This window comes from Streptomyces sp. NPDC006463 (genome assembly GCF_042870715.1).
GTDB lineage: Bacteria > Actinomycetota > Actinomycetes > Streptomycetales > Streptomycetaceae > Streptomyces.
This window is the reverse complement of sequence record NZ_JBIAHP010000003.1, coordinates 142,264-164,393: the sequence shown is the minus strand read 5'-3', so window position 1 is coordinate 164,393 and position 22,130 is coordinate 142,264. Positions and strand designations below refer to the sequence as shown.

The window sequence follows — 22,130 nt, the reverse complement described above, 5'->3', positions numbered from 1 at the left end:
CCCGCTCCCCCGATGAGCCGCGGCGAAGCTACGCGGCGAGGTCGTCGCCGAGCGCTATCTCGTTCACCCATTCCCGCGCCGCCACGAGATCGGGAGTAGTACCGATCACTTCGTAGGTGAAGCCGTCCCACTGCTCCAGGACGCGAGGCTCGTCGGGGCGGAGGTGGTTGGCGCCGCCGTGCACGGGGCGGTGGCGCCGGTAGATGTCCCTCGGCGGCCGGCGTCGCTTGTCGTACCGCGCGAGCGGGTCGGCGGCGTCGATGCGCGGGAGGGTTGGTCGGGTGGTCCGGCTCGGCGGTGCTTGGCCGTGGCGCGATGTTCTCAGGCCGTTCCGGGCGAAGGCATCTCGCGGCCGCGCGCCCGGCGGCGGCCGTCGGCGCTGCCACGGGGACCCGTGCTGTGAGCCCGGATCACTGCGGCCCTGGCGACGCGCGGATCGTAAGAAACAGTGACCGTCCAAGGGCAAACTGATCGCCGGATCGGCGGCGCGCTGCAACTGGACGGGGGAATCCGCCGACGGGTCGGCGAGGAGCGTGGGCCCTGCGGGCAGGGATCGGAGCATGCCCATGCTCGTCGGAACCTCGGGGTGGCAGTACAAGGACTGGCGCGGCGTCCTCTACCCGCCCGAGCAGCCGCAGCGACTGTGGCTGGAAGAGTACGCCCGGCACTTCGCCACCGTCGAGAACAACAACGCCTTCTACCGGCTTCCCACGACGGAGGTCTTCGGGTCCTGGCGGGAGCGGACACCGGAGGGGTTCGTCATGGCGGTCAAGGCCAGCCGCTACCTGACCCATCTGAAGCGGCTGCACGACCCCGAGGAGCCGGTGCACCGGCTGATGGAACACGCCGCAGGCCTCGGCGACCGGTTGGGGCCCGTCCTGCTGCAGCTGCCACCCAATTTCCGGGAGGACGTCGGGGCGCTGGACGCGTGCCTCAGCTACTTTCCCGGCACGGTTCGGGTGGCCGTCGAACTGCGCCACGCCTCGTGGTGGGAGGCGGAGCGGGAGCTGCGGGCGGTGCTGGAGCGGCACGGCAGCGCGCTGTGCTGGGCGGACAGGTGGTCCCGCCCGGTGACGCCGCTGTGGCGGACCACGTCATGGGGGTACGTCCGGTTCCACGGCGGCATCGCCGAGCCGCCGCCGCACTACGGCCGGCAGGCCTTGAAGTCCTGGGCCGTGCGTATCTCCGAGGCATGGCCGGACGAGGCGGATGTGTACGTGTACTTCAACAACGACCTCGGTGGTGCGGCCGTCGTCGATGCCGTGAAGTTCGCCCGGACGGCGGCCGCGATGGGCAGGACGGTGAGCCGTACGCCGCCGTCCCCACCTCCGTCCCCGACGGCGCGCCCGACGTAGCCGAGACCCGCGGCCGCCGGGCCGGCCGCGCTCGACCGGCTACTGCCAGTCGTCCCAGGGCGGGTCCATCTCGTCCAGGTCGAACGGCGGCTCCTCGGCATACGGCGCCGCGGGCTGCGCCACCGGGACGGGCGCCGCGAGGGCCGGGCCGGCGGAGGGCGGCGGGACGGACTCGGCCGGGACCGCGGGGGCGGTGGCAGCGGGGTCGGCCCCGGAGGCGTCGCGCTCCGCCAGGGTGTCGAGCACGCCCTCGGCGTACTTGGTGAGCTTCGCCTCGCCGACGCCGCCGATCGTGCCCAGCTCCTCGACCGTGGCCGGGAGCCGCGTCGCGATCTCCCGCAGCGTCGCGTCGTGGAAGACGACGTACGCCGGTACGCCCTGCTCGCGCGCCGTGGCCGCCCGCCAGGCGCGGAGGGCCTCGAAGACCGGTACGGCAGCCGCCGGCAGGTCGACGGGCACGCGGGCGCCCTTCCCGGAGCGCGACCCGGACGCCTTACGCGGCGGGGCGACGGCCGCCCTCTCCTTCCGCATCGGGACGCTGCGGCGCCCGCCCAGCACCTCGCCGCTGCTGTCCGTCAGCACGAGCGTCCCGTAGTCGCCCTCCACCGCCAGCAGCCCCAGCGCCAGCAGCTGCCGGACGACTCCCCGCCACTCCGCAGTGCCCAGATCCGATCCGACGCCGAACACCGAGAGCGCGTCGTGGTCGAACTGGATGACCTTGGCCGTCTTCTTGCCCTGCAGGATGTCGATGATCTGGCCGGCGCCGAACTTCTGGCGCCGCTCCTTCGCCAGCCGCCACACCGTCGACAGCAGCTTCTGTGCCGCGACCGTGCCGTCCCAGGTCTCGGCCGGGGTCAGACAGGTGTCGCAGTTGCCGCACGGCGCGCCCGACTGGCCGAAGTACTCCAGCAGCCGCATCCGGCGGCAGTTGACCGTCTCGCACAGCGCCAGCATGGCGTCCAGGTGCGCGGCCAGTGAGCGGCGGTGCGCCTCGTCGCCCTCGGAACCGTCGATGAGCTTGCGCTGCTGGACCACGTCCTGCAGGCCGTACGCCAGCCACGCCGTGGCGGGCTCGCCGTCGCGGCCGGCCCGACCGGTCTCCTGGTAGTAGCCCTCGACCGACTTCGGCAGGTCGAGGTGGGCCACGAAGCGTACGTCCGGCTTGTCGATGCCCATGCCGAAGGCGATCGTGGCCACCACCACGACCCCGTCCTCCCGCAGGAAGCGCGCCTGGTTCGCCGCACGCACGCGGGCGTCCATCCCCGCGTGGTACGGCACGGCGTCGATGCCCTGCTCCACCAGGAAGGCCGCCGTCTTCTCCACCGAGGACCGCGAGAGGCAGTAGACGACTCCGGCGTCCCCGTCGTGCTCGGTCCGGAGCAGCTCCAGCAGCTGCTTGAGCGGGTTGTCCTTCGCGACGATGCGGTACTGGATGTTCGGCCGGTCGAAGCCGGCGACGAAGTGCCGGGCGTCCTCCAGACCGAGCCGCGCCGCGATCTCGGCGTGGGTGGCCTCGGTGGCCGTCGCGGTCAGCGCGATCCGCGGCACCTTCGGCCAGCGCTCGTGCAGCATGGACAGCGCGAGGTAGTCGGGCCGGAAGTCGTGACCCCACTGGGCGACACAGTGCGCCTCGTCGATCGCGAAGAGCGCCACCTTGCCCCGGTCGAGCAGCCGCTGTGTGCCCTCGGTGCGCAGCCGCTCGGGAGCCAGGTAGAGCAGGTCCAGCTCGTCGGCGAGGAATGCCTGCTCGACGGCCTGCCGCTCGTACGGGTCCTGCGTCGAATTGAGGAATCCGGCCCGCACCCCGAGAGCGGTGAGCGCGTCCACCTGGTCCTGCATCAGCGCGATGAGCGGCGAGATCACGACGCCCGTGCCTTCTCTGACGAGCGCCGGGATCTGGTAGCAGAGCGACTTGCCACCGCCGGTCGGCATCAGCACGAGGGCGTCGCCGCCACCGACGACCTGCTCGATGATCTCCTGCTGCTCGCCGCGGAAGGAGCTGTAGCCGAAGACGCGGTGGAGCGTCTGCAAAGCGTCGGAGATCTCGGGGGAAGCGTCCGGAAGGGCCATTCACGAAGCCTAACGGCACCCGCCGACACCTCCGTCCCGGCCGCCAGAACCTGTGGACAAGGCCCACGTCCTACCGGGGCCGCCGTCCCGGCCGCGCACCCGGGCGGCACTGGCGTCGCACGCGCGGGACACGTCGGGACCGGAGGCGCGGAGATCCCTCCCGCAGACGTGGAGATCCTTCCCGCAGACGTGGCGATCCCTTCCCGCCGCCTTCGGCTCCCTCCTCGCCCCGCCCCCCTGAGCTAGACGGGAGTCCGGAAGCGGTTGCGGTATTCGGTCGGTGTCGTGTCGAGCTTCCGGCGGAACGCGCGGATGAGGGTGTCGGTCGTGTTGAAGCCGCAGGCGGACGCGATGCGGTCCAGGGTGGCATCGGTGGATTCGAGTTGGTTGCGCGCCACTTCGACGCGGGCCGATTCGATGTAGGCGGCCGGGGTCATGCCGAGTTCGGTCTTGAAGATCCGCGTGAGCTGCCGTTCGCTCACATGGGCTTGCCCTGCGAGATCGGCGACGGTGAGCGGCTCGGCGATGTTCCGCGTGATGTGGTGGCGGAGGTCCTCGATGCGTCGCGTCGTCGAGACGGGTTCGAGCGGGACGCTGAACTGGCTCTGCCCGCTGGGCCGCTTGAGGTACATCACGAGCTGCCGGGCGACGCGAAGGGCGATGGCCTCGCCGAAGTCCTCGGCGACGAGCGCGAGGGACAGGTCGAGGCAGGCGCTGATGCCCGCGCCGGTCCACACGTCGTGGTCGCGGATGAAGATCGGATCGGCGTCGACCTCGACCTCGGGGTGGTCGGCGGCGAGTTGCTGCGCCGTCGACCAGTGGGTCGTGGCGCGCCTGCCGTCCAGCAACCCGGCGGCGGCGAGAATGTGCGCTCCGACGCAGACGGATGCGACGCGCCGTGCTGTGCCGGCGAGCGTCCTCACCCGGTCGACCACTGCGGCATCGGTGACGGCGTGTACGCGCCGACGGTCGTCGACCTCCACCGCGCCGGGCACCAGGAGGGTGTCGATGCTCCTGCGGGACACCTCCTCGAAGGTGATGTCGGGGAGCACGCGCACCCCGGCCGAGGTGGTGACGGGGTCCAGGGTCTCGGCCGCGAGGACGACCTCGTAGCCCGTGGCGTCGTCCACCTCGCGTTGCAGCAGGGCGAAGACCTCCGGTGGGCCGGTGACGTCCAGCAGGTCGACACCATCGAAGAGGATGACGACGACGAGTCGTTTGACGGTGCTCAAGTGTCCTCCGGGCGATGTCCGTATGTCCGTATCTGCAAGTTGGATGACATTGCCGACACATCTGGCGGGTCGTAGCGTTCCATACGCAGCCACCGCGTGATGGCGCGGCCTTTCGATACGACGCCCGTGGAGGGGTATTTCACATGGCTACGACAACCCTGCGTGAGCTCAGCGGCTTCGACCAGACTCCGGCATCGCTCACCGATGCGACGCTGATCCTGGTCGACTACCAGAACACCTACACCCGCGGGGTGATGGAGTTGACGGGGTGGCGGCCGGCCCTGGACTCCGCCGCCGCGTTGCTGGCCAGGGCCCGGGAGGCCGGCACGAAGGTCATCCACGTCGTGAACGACGGCGGCGCCGGAACGCCGTACGACATCCGGAGCGAGATCGGCCGGATCCACTCCGACGTGGCTCCCGTCGAGGGCGAACCCGTCGTCGTCAAGGCGGTTCCCAACGCCTTCGTCGACACCGACCTGGGTGAGCACGTCGACGCCGCCGGCAACGAGAACGTCATTGTCGCCGGGTTCATGACCAACATGTGCGTGACCTTCACGGTGGAAGGCGCGTTCCTGCGCGGCAACCGGCCCACGGTGGTCGCCGACGCCTGTGCGACCCGGCCCCTGCAGACGGCACTTGCCGACCTGTCCGCCGAACAGATCCACCACGGTGCGCTCGCGACGATCGCCGATCTCTACGGGGTCATCGTCCCGTCCGCGTCCTCCCTGAGCTGAGCACGGTCAGAAGTCCACGGTGAGGAAACCGTCCTCGTCGGCCGGCGCGGGGGCCAGCACGCGGTATCCGAACTCCTCCTTCAGACCGGCGAGGTCCCAGTTCGCGGCCCGCTCGCGGTAGTTGAAGAAGAGGTCCTTCGTCTCCCCGCCGTGCTTGAGGATCCGGGCGATGGCGACGTCGTCCGGGTGGCCGTGGACCTTTCCGTTGGTGGAGATCAGGTAGCGGCCGCAGTCGAGGAGGCCGAGGAGGTCGTTCGAGAGGTTCCTGGCGCTGCCGTGGTGGGCGACCTTCAGGGCGTCGATCCGCAGCCGCCCGCCCTCGGCCTCGGCGCGCGGCCGGAGCGAGGCCACCAGGCGGGGGTCGTCCGCGTCGCCGGTGAAGACGATGCGGGTGCCCTCGAACTCGAACAGCAGGCCGATGCTGGTGGGGTTCGTCGGGGAGCCGTCCCGGTTGAACGGTGTGGCGGCCAGCTTGTCGACGTCGATCGGGCCGAAGTGTTCGACGCCGGCCACCGGCTCCCTCTCCTTGGGGTCCACCCCCGGGATCAGACCGGCCTCCTCGCACTTGGTCTTCCACGTCGTGATGAGCGACTCCAGCAGCCGGCGGTCCGGCGCCAGCACCTCCATCGTGGATCCGTCGTCGAACCAGGACAGCGGATGGCCCACCTCGATGCTGCGGCCCTCGAAGGCCTTGTTCCAGGGCAGGTGCTGGGTCATGAGCGCAGTGGTGAGCTGTTCTCCGTCCACCGCGCCGAGCACCTCGCGGTCGTGGAGATGATCGAAGCCGTTGAACCACACGTCGCCGAGCTCCACCGGCCGTTCGAGGTCGTCGAGCATCGCCAGCACACCGAGGATGTGGTCCTGGTCGACGTGTGTCACCACGAGTACGTCGATCCTGCCGCCGTCCAGCCCGGCGAGCAGTGGTTTGATCCGCCCGTAGGTGCCGTGCCGTCCGCCGTCGAAGAGGATCCGCCGGGCGAACTCGTCATTGCCGTATTCGAGGAGCAGGCAGTCGCCGTCCTCCGCGGGCAGCATCCTGAGCCGGATCATCGAGTACTCCCTTGCCTCAGGTCGAGAATCAGGAACGGCTCGCGCATGTCGGCCAGCCAGGACAGCCGGCGCGCCTCGTCGAGGCGGCGTACGCACTCGGGGTCCTCGGGGAAGGCGGAGAGCCCCTCGACGAGCCACGCGAGCCCGAGCGTGTAGAAGGGGATGCCGCGGTCGAAGGCCTCGATCAGCCCGTTCCGCGCCCGCTCCCTGTCCGGCGAGCCCCGGCGCAGCAGCCGGACCGCCCGCAGGATCGCCCCGTCGCTGATCCAGGGGAAGGAGTCGGCCAGCCGGTCCAGCCACGGGTCCCAGTACGTCGCGCCCGTCGAGTGGTCGGTGCCGATGAGGACGTAGACCCCGGCTGCCGCACCGAGCGGGTTCTGGGACTTGGAGTACAGCATCGCCTCGACATCGGTGAAGAGCCGGGCCGCCATGTCCAGGGCGCCCTGGGCCATGTACGCGAGCCCCGCGCCGACCGCCGGGTCGCGGACGGCCACGGCGACGGCGCTGCCGGTCGGACTCTGCCGCAGATTGACCAGGACCTCGACCTCGGTGGTGCCCCAGGGCAGGGGGAGGGTGACCAGCCGTACGGATCCGGCGGTCTCCACGACCAGGAACTGCCGCTCACCGACGGGTTCGCCGGGTTCGCCGACGGGCCCGTCCGGACCGAAGCGGTAGAGCGGTGACACCGCTTCCCCGCGGATGTCGGGCGCCGGCAGGACGCGGGGCTCGCCGCGGGCGATCAGCCGGGCAGCCGACGGCCCTGGCCCGCCCCGCCCCAGCGCGAGCATCGACGCGAAGGAACAGCTCGTCGGCGCGGCGTCGGCGATCCAGGTGACGAGCGCGGTCAGGTCGACGGCCGCCTCGGGGGCGCCGCCGTCCGGCCCGGCGGCGGCGACGATGGACCGTGAGGCGACCGACTCGGCGAGCGGGACCTCGGCCGGGCTGTGGTAAACGCTGTCCGGCTCGATGTTGCCCATGAGGTACTGCCAGGAGTGCGTCTCGTACGGCGAGTCCGTCATGACGAAGTCCACCGGTGTCTCCTGGCCCTCCACCGCCTCGGCGTTCTCCGTCAGCACCAGCCCGGACGGCAGGGCCGCAGACACGACGTAGCGCCCGGGCGTGACCGGGTACGACGCGGGCCGGGGCGAACTCCCGCAGGGGATCAGGATGTTGCGCCGGGACTCGCCCGTGAGATCGGCGGAGTGGATGTCACCGACGATCACCGCCTCGTTGGACTCCCCCGCGGACGAGAGGAAGAGCCTGACGGCGAGGGCGGTGCTCATGGCCTGGCCAGTCCGATGCGGAACAGCGGTGGGCGGGCGTCGAGTTCCTCGCTGCGTACGTCCTCGGGACCGAGGACGGCCTCGACCTCGTACCGCCCGAACGGCAGGAACAGGGCCCACTCCCCGAGGTCGGGTTCTTCGCCGGGCGCGGGCGGCGGGCGCCGCCGTTCCGCCTGCTCGGGGTGGCGGCAGATGAATTCGGCGCGCGCGTTGTCCGTGGGGTCCTTGCAGCCGATGTACACCGGGACGACCGGGTCGCCGCGTAGTTCGTGGAAGTCGAAGTCGAACGACTCCTTGCCGACCGGTACGGAGGCCCCCACGAGGGACCCCGCGAACGAGGGCTCCCTCATGAAACGGACGGTCGCGTGCAGCAGGGTGGCGGTGGTCACCCGCCACACACTGTCCTCGGTGTTCTCGCTTCCCGCGCCGTCGAAGCTCCGCAGCAGCGCGTCGGTGAACAGGCTGACGCCGCCGGCGCGTGCGACGGCCTCCGCACCGTGCAGCGTCGCGTAGATGACGGCGTGCTCCCGTGGCACGAACCCGTCGGGGCGTACGTTTCCGGCGACCGGGACCCGCCCGAGGGAATCGGTGCCCACCTGGCGGACGAGCGCGTCGGAGCCCTCCCGGCAGGCGTCGACGAAGAAGACCTGCTGGCCGGCCCGGCAGTTGTTGAGTCCTCTCGTCAGGGCCTCGAAGTGCAGTGCACCGTTCAGCGGGCTGTTGCGGTCGGCGAACACGTCCGCCGCCAGAAGGGACGTGTCGACCCCCAGCGAGACACCGTGGCCGCAGAAGTAGAAGACCAGCCGGGCCTCGTCCTGGTCGCCCCGGTCCTTCCACTCCGTGACGGCGGCCACGATGTTGTCGATGGTCGCCGCTTCCACGCCGTGCTCGCCCTGTGTCTTCGGGTGGACGAAGGGGGCGGGAGCCGCTTCGCTCAGCAGGAGTGCCAGGCTCCCCAGCGGTCTGCCCTTGTCGTGGTACTCGTCGATCATCCAGGTGGCGAAGGCGCGCGCCGACCGGGGTGGCGAGGACAGCTGCCGCATCCCGACCGCGCCCGGGTGGTCCGTCGGAGACGGGCCGCCGTCCAGGTGCTCGTACGCCCCGACCCCGATGACCAGCGCGTGCGTGGACGCGGGCCCCGCGTGCTCGTCCAGGTGGACGGTGAAACCGGCCATGGAACCTCCGCGTGACGCACCGGCAGAACGATGAGGAGATGAGGAGGCTTTGATCCCATTATAGGAAGAAATAAGACGCATGTCCCTCGGAAGCCGCATGGGCAAAAGGCGCCTGGTGGGGCGGACAGAGCCTATGTAATGTCACATCGCATGATCCTCTTACGCCGTGCCGCGACGGCCGCGGTCCTCATCGCCACGTTCCTTCCACCCGCAATCGCCGCCCCCGCGCAGGCGGCTGACGACGTCTCCTGCTCCACCTCCGCCGCCACCCCCCTCGACCCCGAACAGGCACGGCTCGCCGATCCCCGGACCTCGGCGCTCGTCGAGCGTGCCGGGCTCGCGAGCTTCGTGCGGCGCTTCCCCGCCGCGCTGTGCTCCGCCCGGGGGCCCGCCGAGGCCGCCCGGCTGCTCGACGAGTGGGGCGAGGCCCTGTGGCAGGCCTCCGTACGGCGGGCCCAGGGCCGGCGGCCGGGGGGCGATCTCGCGACCGGCGACGACCGGCCGCTGTACTGGGCGCGGCTGGCCATGACCGCCTCGCTCGCCCGCTGGGAACCGGGATTCGCCGTCGACCGCCCCGCGCTGCGCGCCCGCTTCGAGGACGCCTCCCGCGGCCTCGCGGACAACGGCTTCACCAGCCCGTCCGGCGTGCGGCGCGTCTTCATCAGCGGCTTCGACCCGTTCGGGCTCGACGCCGAGATCCGCCGCGCCAACCCGTCCGGCTCGGCCGCCCTCCAGCTCAACGGCAGGCGTGTGACCCTCGCCGACGGCAGTACGGCCGAGATCCGCGCGGTGGTCCTCCCCGTGCGGTACGCCGACTTCGACGCGGGCATCGTGGAGCGGGCGTTCACCCCGCGCCTGACGCCCGGCGCCCCTGGATCGGCGGACCTCATCACCACCGTCAGCCAGGGCTATCCGGGCATCTTCACCCTGGAGGCGTGGGCGGGCCGGTCCCGGTCCGCGGATCCCTACCCCGACAACACCGGCGCCCTCTCCGGTGGCACCCGTACGCATCCGGTGACCGCCCCGGGCCTCGGCGCGGGACCTGAGTTCATCCGCACCACCCTCCCCGCGGACGCGGTGACGGGCGCCGTCCAGACGCCGTACCCGGTGCTGCTGAACTCCGCCGTCACCGAGATACCGGCCGACGGGACGGCGCCGGTCGACCGGGAGGACGGCCCGACCCCCGGTTCGCGGGCCGTGGCGGGCGGCGGAGGCGGCTACCTGTCCAACGAGGTCGCCTACCGCTCCAACCGGCTACGCGGTGAGCTCGCCCCGCTGCTGCCGGGCGGCCATCTGCACACCCCCGTGCTCACCGGCCTGCCTGCGGATCCGCAGGCCTTGACCGGCCCCGAGTTCGAACACAACGAGAGCGCCATCGTCTCGGAGGTCCGCGAGGTCCTCGAACACGCCGCCGTCCGCCCCTGAAGGCACGCTCCCCCGCCGGGTCACCGTCGGTCGCCCGCCCCCTCGGGCCCGGTGGCGGGAGCTCCCAGCCAGCGCGCCGGGAGCGGCTCGTGGGCCAGTACGTATCCCACGGCCATGGCGACCGTGACGACGACGAAGAACCCGATCAGCCACGACAGCAGGACGAAGACCAGCCCGAGGCCGCCGAACTGCTCCAGGCTGTGGTCCACGGCACGGGGGATGTAGTACCGCGAACCCCAGGTGATCACCTGCCCTCCGACGGCGACGAGGATCGCGCCGGGCAGCAGCGGCAGCCACGGCACCCTGGCACCGAGCAGCAGGTGCTGGGTCCACCACCACAGCAGCGTGCCGCTGACCAGCGCGATGGCGGCGCCGAGGGTACGGCCGGCGCCGAAGGCGTCCTGGACCGGTCCCTGGAAGATCAGGGCCGTCAGCCAGACGACGAGCCAGGCCACCCACCGCCAGGCGGCGAGCCGGGCTCCGGCCTTGGGCAGGTGCCAGCACCGCTCGCACGTCTTCTGCAGGGCGCGGCTGCACGCGGTGGCGGACAGCAGCGTCACCACGACGCCCACGGCTCCGGTGCTCGCGACGGCCGTGGTGCTGCCGGCGTCGTACACCTTGCGCACCTCGTCCAGCGCAGGGTCCGTCAGGCCCAAGGTCGTACTGATCGTCGAGACCAGCTGCTGCTGCACCCAGTCGGGCGCGATCGCGCCGATGACGAAGATGGCGGGGATCGCGCCGAGGAAGGCCTGTGCCGCCATCCGGGTGGCGCAGTCCAGCACGTTGACGGCCGTGAGCTGTTCGAGGGTCCGGCCCAGGAGCGGTGTGTACCTGCGCATCCAGCCCGGCACGACGAACCGGCGCCGGGGGGCATGCGGTCCGGGCACGGTGGCGGCTCCTTCCGGGAGCGGCGCCCGCCGGCTGCGGCTGCCTCTCCATGAGAAGGATGAGGGAGCGGACAATATCCGGCATTTCCGCAGGATGCGCGACAGCGGACCCCCACGGCGACCACCACCATTCGCGCCCGCCCGGGCCGGCCCTCGCCTGGGGGCGGCACGCGCGAATTATGGGGGACGAACTCTCATGTGCGTGTCAGGTGCATGGCGTTGACTCGGGCATGCCGATCGGCCGGTACGGATCCCGACTCCACTTGCCCTCCGAGGAGGTGACCCAGATGAGCGTTCTCAAGCTCCAGAACCTGCAGCCCGTGGCGACGAACAACAGCGCTGCCGTCATCAGCCTGACGAGCAGCAGCAGCAGCTGCTGCTCCACCAAGCCGGTGTAACCCCGACGGCGATCCGTGGGGGGGGGGGGCCGCCCCCCCCCCCCGGGCCCCCCCCGGCGCCCCCCCCCCCCCCCCCCCGCCCCCCCCGCCCCCCCCCCCCCGCGGGGCCCGCGGGGGGGGGTGCCGGGGGCGGGGCCCCCCCCCCCCCCCCCACGGATCCCGCCGTTTCCACCAGCCGCTGCCGCCCGCGGCCCCCGTACGAACACAGAGGCTGAGATGCGCAACGAACGATGGGTCTACCGATTCCTCTTCGCCTGGAACGACACGCTGTTCTTCGACCCGCTCGACGTCTCCTACGAGCCGAGGGCCGACCACTTCCTCGCCGGACTCGACGAGGGGGTGCGGGCGCGATTCGTCCGCAGCGGCATCTGGTGGAGCCATCGGCACAACCCGGACCTGCCGGCCCAGGGCTGGAAGATCCACGTATCGGCGAGTCAGCGCAACGTGCACGAGGTCGCCGCCTCGGTGATCGGGTACCTCGTGCCGCGCGGTATCGACTTCAAGATCGCACTCGACCTCAACGTCTTCGAGATGCTCAACTCCAAGGCCATGTCCCGGGGCAGCGGCGGCAAGCTCGTCACCGTCTACCCGCGTGACGACGACGAGTTCCGGTCGTGCCTGGCCGACCTGGCCCGCGTCCTGGAGGGCGCCGAGGGCGCCTACGTCCTGTCGGACCTGCGGTACCGCGACAACAAGGCTCTCTACTTCCGGTACGGCCAGTTCCTCCCCACCCACACCGTCGACGTCCTGGGCCGGCAGGTGCCGCACATCCTCGGACCGGACGGAACCGTCCCAGACGACCGGCGCCCCGGGTACGCCCAACCCTGGTGGGTTCCGTGGCCGTTCACCGACTGGAAGCCCGCCGACGACGCCGAGGAGGACGGCCTGCTCGGCGGTCGTTTCCGGGTGACCGGCGCGCTCCAGTTCTCCAACAGCGGCGGGGTGTACAAGGCCGAGGACACGACGGACGAGGACCGGCCGGTGGTGCTCAAGGAGGCCCGTCCGCACACCAACATCAACCCGCGCCAGGACCACGACGCCGTGGACATCCTCGCCCGGGAGTGGATGTTCCTGAACCGGCTGGCCGGCGTCGGCTCGTATCCGGCTCCGATCGCCATGTTCCAGCACTGGGAGCACCACTACATAGCCGAGGAGTTCATCGACGGCTCCGACATCCGCTCGGTCCTGCTCGAACGCAACCCGCTCGCGCGGCCGGGGACCGACATCGAGCAGTCCCGGGAGTTCCTGAAGATCTTCATCGCGGTCTTCCGCGGACTGGCGCGTGCGATCCGGGCCGCCCACGAGCGCCAGGTGATCCTCGGCGACTTCACCCCCGCGAACCTCCTCATCGACCCCGACACCTACGCGGTGACCATCGTCGACCTGGAGGCGTGCCGGCTGGCCGAGGCCGGGGACGGCGAGGCGCCGCTGGAGAAGCCGGTCGAGCTCTTCACCCCGGGTTTCAGCCTGTCCCGCAGCCGCTTCAAGGCGTTCGGAACGGAAGGCGACCTGTACGGCCTGGCGAACACCATGGCGTACTTCATCTTCCCGATCGCCGCGATGTCCTACCTGCGCGAGGACGTGCTCGACACGTACCGGATCTTCATCGACGGCCTGGGCTGGCCGGAGCGGATCCACCGGTTGCTCACCGATCTGGCCGGGGCGCGGATCACCCTCGACGAGGTGCTCGAAGCCCTGGACGACGAGGCGGAGCTGCTCGGGCAGGTGGCGGCGCCGCCGCTGCGACCGGTCGTGGAGGAGCGGCTCGGGCTGGCGGAGGCCGAGGCCGGGGTGGCCGCGTTCGTCGACGCCGTCGCCGACACCGGCCGGGACACGCTCTTCCCCGTGGACCCCTTCGCGCACGTCACCAACCCGCTGAGCCTCGGATTCGGGGCGAGCGGCGTCCTGTGGTCGTTGAACGCCTCCGGTGTCCCGATCCGGCCCGAATGGCGGAGCTGGCTGCGCGAGAAGCTGGCCGGCATCGACGTGGCGGGGTACCCGGACGGTCTCATGAGCGGGCTGGCCGGCATCGCCTGGGCGGCCGACTCGCTCGGGCTGCGCACCGAGGCCCGGGAACTGCTGGCACACGCCAACCGGCGCGCGCCCGAGACCGGTGACTACACCTTCTACTACGGCCTCGCCGGGCTGGGGATGACCAATCTGCGCTTCTTCCTGCGCAGCCAGGACCCGCGCGATCTGGCCGCCGCGTGGGACTGCGCGCGTACGCTGTGCGACTCCGCGCAGCGTGACGGCGGGCGGGCCTACTGGCTGAACGAATTCGCTACGGCGGAACCCCTGACGGGCCTCGGCTTCGGACAGGCCGGTGTGGCGATGTTCCTGTTGCGGGCGCACCAGGTCACGGGGGAGGAAGGCTTCCTGCGGGTCGGGCGGGAGGCGCTCGCCTGGGAGATGGCCCATGCCAAGCCGCTGGACGCCGCTGTCGAGGGCAGCCCGGTCATGTTCGAGCACGAAGGGACCATGGAGCCGTACATCGAGGTGGGGTCCGCCGGTGTGGTGCAGGTGCTGCTGCGCTACGGCGACATCGACTCCGCGCGAACGGTCCTGCGCGGGCTGGACGTCGGACACTCGGTGCTGCCGGGGTACGCCTTCGGCATGAGCGGGGTCGCCGACGCGCTGCTGGACGCCGCCCGGTTCACCGGCGACCGTTCGTACCGCGACACCGCGCTGCGCCAGCTCGACTTCGTCCGGAAGGTGTTCCTGTTCGAACCCGCCGAACACTTCGGGGTGGAGCGCCGCGACGGGCAGAGCCTGCTGGGCGTCCCCGGCGAGGGGCTGCTGCGCTGCTCCACCGACTACCTGACCGGCTCCGCGGGCGTGCTGCGGGTACTCCACCGCGTGAACCACGGGGGCCCGGCCGACTTCCTGCTGGACGAGGCGACGCGGTGAACCGGCTGTGGCGCACCCTGCGGGGTCACCGGACCCAGTTCGTCGTGATCGTGGCCGCCGAGGCGATCACGGGCGGGCTCGAAGCCCTGCTGCACCCGCTGCTCCTCAAGGCCCTGTTCGACCAGGCGATCCTGACCGCGGACTTCCGCAGGTTCCTCGTCCTCGGCGGCTGCTACCTGATGCTCGGCCTGACCCTCAACCTCGCCGGCTACTGGGTGTCCTGGTGGCGCAAGCGGTACGAGAACGCGTTCACGCTGGTGCTGGAGACGGAGCTGTTGGGCCGCACGCTCGGCCTGGACGGCCGAAGGGTGTCGGAGGCGGGAAACGCCTCCTACGTCAGCCGCATCCACAACGACGTCTCCGAGGGCGTCCTGCCGGCCGTGGACGTCTGCATCCGCACCGCCCGGCAGGCGGTCGCCTCGGTCGTCTTCCTCGGCGTGCTGCTGTACCTGTCCTGGCAGGCCAGCCTCATCCTGCTGGTCATCGTGCCGCCGCTGGTGCTCGTGAGCAACCGGCTGGCCAAGCGGATCGAGGACAACACCGAGTCCGAACGCGAGGCGGAGGCACGGTACATCAACAAGCTGACCCGGACGCTGGAGTCCTTCCACGCGCTCCGCGGTCTGCCGTCGCTGCGGCCCGGCACCCGTGCGGCGAACCGGGAGGCGCTGCGCGGTTTCCTCGGCATCACCTTCGTCAACTACCGGCTGTCGCAGAAGCAGCGAACCCTCAGCGACCTGGTCATGAACCTGTCGGACACGGCGTCGATGGTCATCGGAGCCTTCTTCGTCTTCTCGGGCAGGATGTCCTTCGGCAGCTTCCTCGCGTTCGTGAACTCGCTGTGGCGGGCCGTCACCGGGATCTTCGACCTCGTCAACATGATCCCGCAGGTCCGCCGCAGCTCGGCCGTCCTCAAGCGGATCGAGACCCTGCGCGGCTCGCGGGAGACGCCGTACCACGACGAAGGATCCCTGGTGCTGGTCCGCGGGGCCCGGGTCGCGTACGGCGACGGCGCCGAGGTGTCGATCGACGATTTCGAGCTGCGCGCCGGCGAACACGTGCTGCTCCGCGGTCCCAACGGCTGCGGAAAGACCACGCTCCTGCACATCATCTCCGGGACGCTCGCGCCCGACACCGGTGCGGTCGTCCTTCCGCCCCGGGTGGCGAGCCTGACCACTCCCGTGAACCTGCCCCCGCTGCCGGTGCGCGAACTGGTCGCCGACGAGCGGCTGCGCACTTCGATGGGCCTGGACGCCCTGGCCGACCAGCTGCCCTCGGAGCTGTCGTCCGGCCAGCGCCAGCGGGTCGGGGTCGCGGCGCTCCTGAGCGAGGACGCGGACGTGTACCTCGCCGACGAACCGTTCTCGAACCTCGACGAGAAGGGCAGGGACCTGGTGCTCCGCAGCCTGCGTGAGCGGACCGGGGGAAAGGCGCTCCTCGTCGTGCACCACGGCGACGAGGAACTCGACGGCCTCTTCGACCGGGTGGCGGCCTTGGCGGGGACGCCCGCGCTCTCCGACAGGTCCTAGACCGGACGCATGACCAGGTCGCGGGCGGCGGAGGCGAAGGCCGTCCGGTTGGGATGGCCGGTCTTCTGGAGGAGGCTCGCCACGTGCTTCTCGACGGTGCGCGGTGAAATGTGCAATCGGCCGGCGATGTCCTTGTTGCCGATCCGCTCGGCGAGCAGCCGGGCCACCTCGAACTCACGGACGGTGATGCCGCACCGGCGCAGGTCCGGCGGCACCTGCTCCGTGCCCGTACGCCGTTGCCGGACCGGCGCGCCCATCCCGCGCAGCAGCGCCCGGCAGGCGCCGACGACCGCTTGGAGGCCGGCGCCGTGGAAGTACTCCTCCGCCTCGCGCAACCAGTCCACCGGCGCGCCCCAGCCGTCCTCGTACGCAGACCTCGCGACCAGGCGCAGACACAGGTGGCGCGACATGGGGTAGAGCCCGGCCGCCTCCAGCGCCTCGCTCGCGGCGGCCGTCGCCTCGCCGGCGCGGCCCTCGCGGCCCAGCAGTACGGCGTTGGCCAGGCCGACGAACTGGCGGTTCCAACGGGTGGCGCCGACGTCGGCCTGCGCGACGCCCGCGTAGTGCCGCCGCCCCATGCGACCGGCCAGCACGCCCAGCAACAGGATGACCCCGTGCTTGCCGAACTCGCCGGTCGACGGATTCTCCGCGTCGTACGCGAGGGCCTGCGCGAACTCCTGCTCGGCGGCGTCGGGTCTCTCCTCGAGCAACGAACAGAACGCCCGCGCCAGCCCGTACGACATGGACCGCAGGCCCGGCGCGGCGTCGATGAGCGGGGCCAGCCGGTCCAGCGCCTCCTGCATCTCGGCGCGCCGGCCCTGGTGCGCGCAGCGCACCGCGTCGGCCAGCCGCAGCGCGGACAGGGCCCGGCCCAGTCTCAGCCGCGTCGCCTCGGCCACGCCCTCACGGATCCGCTCCCCGGCCGCCTCGAACTCGCACCGCTGGATCTGGTCCAGCGCGAGGACGAAGCCGGTCTCCTGCGCCAGGGGCGGTACGCCCATCCGCAGGGCCTCCTGCCGGGCCTCCTCGATCCGGTCCGGCCGGCCGTCGCGCCGCGCCGCGATCCTGGCCAGATACGTCTCGGCGGACACGCGCAGTACGGGGAGCCGGCGCGCGTGCGCGATCGTGCAGGCACGCGTGAAGTGTGCGGTCGCCGTCGCCTCGTCCCGTTCCCAGGCCAGCTCCCCGAGCACCAGCAGAGCTCTGCAGGCCACGGCCGGCAGACCTGCGCGCTCGGCCGCGTCCGCCGCCCGGCGGGCGAACCCGGCGGCGGTGGACAGCCGGTCGGGCGCGAACCGGCTCAGCTCCACGTGCGCGGCGGCCAGGTCCACGAGGGCGGCGTGGGCGGGGGCCGGGCGGCCGCCGAGCAGCCAGCGGGCGATGTCGACGTGCCGGTGGGCCTCGGCCGGCCGCCCCATCAGGGTGGCGACGTCGGCCAGCCGTGCATGGAGCCCGGCCCGGCGCTGGGCCGGTACGCCGTGGTCGCCGCCCAGGGCTTCGAGGCCGACGGCCAGCGCGGGTACCAGGTCGAACCGGGCCGAGCAGGTCACGGCCTCCAGCAGCTGCTCCAGCACCGTGGCGTGCAGTTCGGGTGCGGTACCGGGCTCGACGAGACCGTGTGCCCGGGTCAGCAGCGCCACCGCGCGTTCCACCGTGCCCTCGGTCATCGCCCGCCCCGCCGCCTCGCAGTACAGGCGGATCGCCTCGGGTGTGTCGCCCGCGTGCCCGTACAGCCCGGCGGCGTGCGCGCACCACGCTCCGGGCAGCCCCGGGTGCAGGTCGGCCAGTGCGCGCGCCGCCCTTGTCGCGTACCCGGCGCGCTCACCCGGTCCGAGGTCGTCCAGCAGGGCCTGCGCCGCCAGCCGGTACCGGAACGCGTACCACTGCGCTCTCGACCCGTCCGGCACGATCAGGTACGACGCGACCCCCGCGCGCAGGATCGCGGACAGGTCCTGGTGGTCACAGCCGAGCGCGTGCTGCAGCACCGGCAGCGGGAAGCGCTGTCCGAACAGGGCCGCCATGCCAAGGAATTCCCTGCCGGGCGGGCCCAGCTGCTCGGCCCGTCGCCTGACGCTGTCCGCGACGGCGGAAGGGACGGACGGCGTCCGGCCGCCGCCGACGAGGTCCTGGGCGAGCTCCTTGACCACGAACGGGATTCCGGCGCTGCCGCTCAGCACGCGGTGGACGAGCTCGGGGCCGACCTCGGCCGGGGCGAGTCCCAGTTCGGCCGCGACCAGGTCGTGCACGCCGGGGCCGTCGAGGGGGCGCAGGTCGAGGATGGCCGCTGCCCCGCGCTGGCGGGCCCGCGTGGCCAGCTGGGTCGCCACGCACGATTCACGCCCCGCGGTGAGCAGGAGCACGACGGGCTGCTGTCCGATGTTGTCCAGCAGGTACTCGACGACCGCGAGGGTCCCGGCGTCGGCGTCGTGCAGGTCGTCGAGGACGAGCAGACAGCCCCGCCGGCGTCCGACCACGCCGACCAGGCGCAGCACCGCTTCGGCGACGATGAGGTGTGACACGGGGGCTTCAGGGTCCCCGGTGTCGGCCAACAGGTGCGCGACGACCGGCCCGTAACGGCCCAGTTCGTCCGGCTCCGGCAGCAGCCCGGCGCGGGCCAGCGAGAGCAGCGCTTCGACCAGGGGCCGGTACGGGACGGGCGAGCCCACTGTGCTCGCCCGCCCCAGAGCGGTGACTATGTCCGCCCGGGCAGCGTCGACGACGGCCTCGGCGGCGAGCCGGGTCTTGCCGACCCCCGGCTCGCCTGTGACGAAGACGGCTCCGCCCCGCCCCGACCGGGCGGCGGCCAGCGCTGCCGCCACCTGCCCCATCTCGGCTTCCCGGCCGATGAGTTCCCCCCGCCTCGGATGGCGGCCGTCGGGGCCCGTCGCGGCGCGGAACGCGTCGTCCGTCAAGGTCGGCCAGAAGTCGGTCACCGGCTCATCCCCCTACCCCCGGCGGGCCTTGCTCGGCGCCGCCGGGAACGACGATATGAGAGGGGCGGCACTCGCCTGTAGCCGTCCGTTTGGGGGGCTTGCGCCGGGTGGTCAGCTCCCGTCGAGGCTGTCCTCGCTCACCCGGCGGGCCAGGTCGAGCTTCGTGTACGCGGGACGCCCCGCCTGCTGGTACTTGGCCTTGACCCGGTCCAGGTAGTCCTTGGCCGTGTAGACCGTGATGCCCGCGCGCCGGGCGGCGGACTTCAGGGTCAGCCCGGAGGCGTAGTCGAGCAGGATCTGCCGCTCCCGGGGCGAGAGCCGGGGACGGGCGGGACCGGTGTCGTGCGCGCAGGCGAAGGCGAGTTCCACGGAGTGGGCCCCGCGGCCCGCCGCCACGTCCTTGATCGCGGCGACCAGCGTCGGCAGGTCGTTGTCCTTGGTCAGGTAACCGTCGGCGCCGGCCCGGACCGATTCGATGATCCGCGAGCGGTCCGGGACGGTGCTGATCATCAGGACCCGGCTTCCGGAACCCGACAGCCGCCGGATGTTGTCGGCGGGGGCGGATCCGTCCCGCAGCGCGAGGTCGAGGAGGACCACGTCGGGCGGGACGTACGCCGACTCGCCGGGCCCGTACGGGAGTTCCGCTTCCGGTGGGCCGAGCAGCTCCCCGACGGTGGCGGCGGTCGCCACCAGCCGCAGCTCGGCGACCCCGCCCAGCCAGGCGCGCATGCCGTCGAGGAGCATACGGTCGTCGTCGACCACCGCGACGGTGATCACCGGGGCCACCGCAGCTCCACCCGTACGCCCTCGCCGGGCGCGGTGTCCACGGTCGCCCGGCCGCCCACCTCGGCCATCCGGCCGCGGACCGAGCCGCGCAGTCCGAGGCCGGGCACGCACCGCTCGGGATCGAATCCGGGTCCCCGGTCGACCACGGTGACGACCGCTCCCCCGCCGCCGTCGCTGTCCCCCGTGGCGGTGAGGTAGGCGTGTCCGGTGCCCGCGTGCCGCCGCACGTTGTTGAGCGCCTCCCGCGCGGCGTCCGCGAACGCGGCCGCTACCTCGGGCGGCACTTTCGGCAGGTCGTGGTACTGGGCGGTGACCCGCAGTTGCAGGCCCTCCACCGAGCCGACCGCCTCCTCCAGGGCGGCGCCGATCTCCCGGTGGTGGACCTCGTCGGCGGTCTGCTGGATGAGCCGGCGCAGGTACGCGGCCTCGCGGGCGCACCGTTCCCTCACCTCGGGGGCGTTGGCGTCGACCCCGCCGGCCGCGAGGGTGGTGAGCGTGGCGAGGACGGTGTCGTGCAGTGCGCGGTGGTGCTCCAGCCGCTCGGCGTAGCGCGCCTTGTGGGCCTCGGCGGCCAGCGCACGGGCGTTGGCCTCGTCGAGGAGGCGTCCTTGGCGGCGCAGGTACCACCAGAAGACCCAGACCAACACGGCCGACGACAGCAGCGAGTTGATGTGGCCGACGAGTATCGCGGAGTTCGCGCCCACCGCCCGGTAGCCGATGAAGTGGGTGATCACCAGGAGGGCGAGCGCTGCGAGGGCCTGGGACCGTTCGAGGGCGATGGCCGCGGCGGCGCTCGCCGATCCGCCGAGCAGCATCGCCCAGGCGATCAGGGCGGGCTCCCGTACGTTGCCCCACGCGATCAGGACGAACGGCAGTACGCACCCGATGACCAGGACGTCCGCCCAGACGTGCCGGGGGTCGAACCAGCCGCGCCGCCGGGCTGTGCCGTAGCCCAGCAGGCTCAGGCCGAGCGCCGCCGCGAGCCCCGCGTACTGCAGGGGAAGGTCCCGTTGGCGCTGGGCCACGGCGAGGCCGCCGACCGTCAGATGGCTCGCCCGGTAGAGCAGGGTGGCCACGATCATGAAGGACCGCGCGCGCTGCAGCCCCGACCCCACTTCCGTCGTCCCCCGCAGTGCCCGTAATCGCCGTATCGGTAAGGAGCCCACCGACAAAACCATGCCTCTCCGAACCAGAGGCACCGCGGGTTCCCAGACGTCATCCCGTGCGGAACGGGGGTTGGGGCCACGCTGCCCGCAATCGTCACTGACGTCACGTATTTTGCCCCAGCATGGTATGCCGAGAGTGGTATCCGGAAACCCGCTCGTTCCGGTCAAGTCGTACGCGAGCCGAGCGTCGCCACGGCGGCGAGCAGCCGGTCCCAGAACAGGTCGGCGTCGACCGTCACCGCGACCTGCGCGTTGACCGGGAGGTCCGTGTACCGGTGCAGATCGACGACCGTCGCTCCTCTCGTGTACTGCCCGTGCAGCTCCACGACCACGGCCGCAGGGGCGCAGCGCACGATGTCCGGATCGATGACGCGGGCGACCGCGACCGGGTCGTGCAGCGGCGGACTCGCGAAGCCCCACAGCCGGCGGTAGGTGGAGGCGAAGAAGGTCATCAACTCGACGCAGATGCGCCCGAGATCCGTGCCGAGCCCTTCGAAGCGGGCCAGCACCTCGGGGGTGGCGAGCGCCTGGTGGGTCGCGTTGAGGCCGCACATGGTGACCGGCACACCGCTGCGGAAGACGATGTCCGCGGCCTCCGGATCGGTCTGGATGTTGAACTCGGCGGCCGGGGTCCGGTTCCCGCGCTCGGTGGAACCGCCCATGAGGACGATCTCGCGGATGTGCGGGACCACCTCGGGATAACGGGTCAGCAGCAGGGCGATGTTGGTCAGGGGCGCGGTCGGTACGAGGGTGACGGGCTCCGGATGCGTGGTCAGGACGCGGTGGATGAGTTCCACGGCGTGCTCGGGGACCGCGTCCACGGTGGGTTCGGGGAACCCCGGCCCGTCCATGCCCGATTCGCCGTGGACGTCGTCCGCGACCATCAGCGGCTGGAGCAGCGGACGGTCGCAGCCGGCTGCGATGGGTACGCCGGTGATGCCCGCGACCGTGCAGACGCGGCGCGCGTTCAAGGTCGTCTTGGCGAGTGTCTGGTTACCGGCGACCGTGGTGATCGCGAGCAGGTCGACGGCGGGATCGCCCGCCGCCAGCATGATCGCGAGGGCGTCGTCGTGGCCGGGGTCGCAGTCGATGATGATCGGAACGGGCACGCTCACTCCTCGACATCTCGGGCGTTCGACACACCAGTCTGCCTCTTCGGACGATCTTCGCGGGCGTTTTCGGATCCGGCTGCGTCGGGGTGGG

General features: G+C 71.8%; 17 protein-coding genes. 6 read left to right on the top strand and 11 right to left on the bottom strand.

Going from position 1 to position 22,130, the window contains the following annotated elements:
• Positions 1–28: 28 nt before the first annotated feature.
• Positions 29–562, bottom strand: a complete 534-nt coding sequence (locus tag ACFYOB_RS07755; RefSeq protein ID WP_388556763.1) for a DUF6087 family protein — start codon at positions 560–562, stop codon at positions 29–31.
• On the opposite strand from ACFYOB_RS07755, the gene ACFYOB_RS07750 reads away from it, so the two are divergent.
• The gene (locus ACFYOB_RS07750) at positions 561–1,355 is read left to right on the top strand and encodes a DUF72 domain-containing protein (protein WP_388555986.1); all 795 of its coding nucleotides are present in this window, start codon (positions 561–563) and stop codon (positions 1,353–1,355) included. The two genes, ACFYOB_RS07755 and ACFYOB_RS07750, sit on opposite strands and share 2 nt — an antisense overlap.
• A 39-nt stretch (positions 1,356–1,394) precedes the next feature.
• Here ACFYOB_RS07750 and recQ read toward each other — a convergent pair whose 3' ends face one another.
• Positions 1,395–3,425 (bottom strand): DNA helicase RecQ, encoded by a 2,031-nt coding sequence (recQ, locus tag ACFYOB_RS07745; protein WP_388555983.1) that lies wholly within the window; start codon positions 3,423–3,425, stop codon positions 1,395–1,397.
• Between the two features lie 242 nt (positions 3,426–3,667).
• Positions 3,668–4,657: a GlxA family transcriptional regulator gene (locus ACFYOB_RS07740; RefSeq protein WP_388555980.1), complete on the bottom strand. Its 990-nt coding sequence runs from the start codon at positions 4,655–4,657 to the stop codon at positions 3,668–3,670.
• Positions 4,658–4,800: 143 nt separating this feature from the next.
• On the opposite strand from ACFYOB_RS07740, the gene ACFYOB_RS07735 reads away from it, so the two are divergent.
• Positions 4,801–5,391 (top strand): isochorismatase family protein, encoded by a 591-nt coding sequence (locus ACFYOB_RS07735; protein WP_388555978.1) that lies wholly within the window; start codon positions 4,801–4,803, stop codon positions 5,389–5,391.
• A 6-nt stretch (positions 5,392–5,397) separates the two neighbouring features.
• Here ACFYOB_RS07735 and ACFYOB_RS07730 read toward each other — a convergent pair whose 3' ends face one another.
• From ACFYOB_RS07730 to ACFYOB_RS07720, 3 genes are read right to left on the bottom strand one after another with little or no spacing between them, the layout of a single operon-like run.
• Positions 5,398–6,441, bottom strand: coding sequence for a ComEC/Rec2 family competence protein (locus ACFYOB_RS07730; protein ID WP_388555975.1), 1,044 nt, complete (start codon positions 6,439–6,441; stop codon positions 5,398–5,400).
• Positions 6,438–7,724: a hypothetical protein gene (locus ACFYOB_RS07725; protein WP_388555973.1), complete on the bottom strand. Its 1,287-nt coding sequence runs from the start codon at positions 7,722–7,724 to the stop codon at positions 6,438–6,440. The genes ACFYOB_RS07730 and ACFYOB_RS07725 overlap by 4 nt, the downstream gene beginning before the upstream one ends.
• Positions 7,721–8,899: a caspase family protein gene (locus ACFYOB_RS07720; RefSeq protein ID WP_388555970.1), complete on the bottom strand. Its 1,179-nt coding sequence runs from the start codon at positions 8,897–8,899 to the stop codon at positions 7,721–7,723. Before ACFYOB_RS07720 ends, ACFYOB_RS07725 begins: the two co-directional genes overlap by 4 nt.
• A gap of 150 nt (positions 8,900–9,049) precedes the next feature.
• Here ACFYOB_RS07720 and ACFYOB_RS07715 point away from each other — a divergent pair, with 150 nt between their 5' ends.
• Positions 9,050–10,324 (top strand): pyroglutamyl peptidase, encoded by a 1,275-nt coding sequence (locus ACFYOB_RS07715; protein ID WP_388555967.1) that lies wholly within the window; start codon positions 9,050–9,052, stop codon positions 10,322–10,324.
• A gap of 20 nt (positions 10,325–10,344) precedes the next feature.
• On the opposite strand, the gene ACFYOB_RS07710 is transcribed toward ACFYOB_RS07715, so the two are convergent.
• Complete coding sequence (locus ACFYOB_RS07710; protein WP_388555964.1) at positions 10,345–11,211, bottom strand: YhjD/YihY/BrkB family envelope integrity protein; 867 nt, start codon at positions 11,209–11,211, stop codon at positions 10,345–10,347.
• Between the two features lie 287 nt (positions 11,212–11,498).
• Between ACFYOB_RS07710 and ACFYOB_RS07705 the strand changes: the two genes are divergently transcribed.
• The 3 genes from ACFYOB_RS07705 to ACFYOB_RS07695 all read left to right on the top strand — a co-directional run bounded on the left by ACFYOB_RS07705 (position 11,499) and on the right by ACFYOB_RS07695 (position 16,042).
• Positions 11,499–11,609 (top strand): class III lanthipeptide, encoded by a 111-nt coding sequence (locus tag ACFYOB_RS07705; protein WP_266539927.1) that lies wholly within the window; start codon positions 11,499–11,501, stop codon positions 11,607–11,609.
• Between the two features lie 216 nt (positions 11,610–11,825).
• Positions 11,826–14,516 carry a class III lanthionine synthetase LanKC gene (gene lanKC / locus ACFYOB_RS07700; protein ID WP_388555960.1) on the top strand — a complete coding sequence of 897 codons (2,691 nt, stop codon included), beginning with the start codon at positions 11,826–11,828 and terminating at the stop codon, positions 14,514–14,516.
• Positions 14,513–16,042 carry an ATP-binding cassette domain-containing protein gene (locus ACFYOB_RS07695; protein ID WP_388555958.1) on the top strand — a complete coding sequence of 510 codons (1,530 nt, stop codon included), beginning with the start codon at positions 14,513–14,515 and terminating at the stop codon, positions 16,040–16,042. Before lanKC ends, ACFYOB_RS07695 begins: the two co-directional genes overlap by 4 nt.
• Here ACFYOB_RS07695 and ACFYOB_RS07690 read toward each other — a convergent pair.
• The 4 genes from ACFYOB_RS07690 to ACFYOB_RS07675 form a co-directional block, all read right to left on the bottom strand.
• Entirely contained in the window at positions 16,039–18,975 is a 2,937-nt protein-coding gene (locus ACFYOB_RS07690) for an AAA family ATPase (RefSeq protein ID WP_388555956.1), read from the bottom strand. The genes ACFYOB_RS07695 and ACFYOB_RS07690 overlap by 4 nt on opposite strands.
• A 111-nt stretch (positions 18,976–19,086) precedes the next feature.
• Positions 19,087–19,761 carry a response regulator gene (locus ACFYOB_RS07685; protein WP_388555953.1) on the bottom strand — a complete coding sequence of 225 codons (675 nt, stop codon included), beginning with the start codon at positions 19,759–19,761 and terminating at the stop codon, positions 19,087–19,089.
• Positions 19,749–20,876, bottom strand: a complete 1,128-nt coding sequence (locus ACFYOB_RS07680; protein ID WP_388555950.1) for a sensor histidine kinase — start codon at positions 20,874–20,876, stop codon at positions 19,749–19,751. Before ACFYOB_RS07680 ends, ACFYOB_RS07685 begins: the two co-directional genes overlap by 13 nt.
• Before the next feature lie 215 nt (positions 20,877–21,091).
• Entirely contained in the window at positions 21,092–22,036 is a 945-nt protein-coding gene (locus ACFYOB_RS07675; RefSeq protein WP_388555948.1) for a nucleoside hydrolase, read from the bottom strand.
• Positions 22,037–22,130 lie beyond the last annotated feature (94 nt).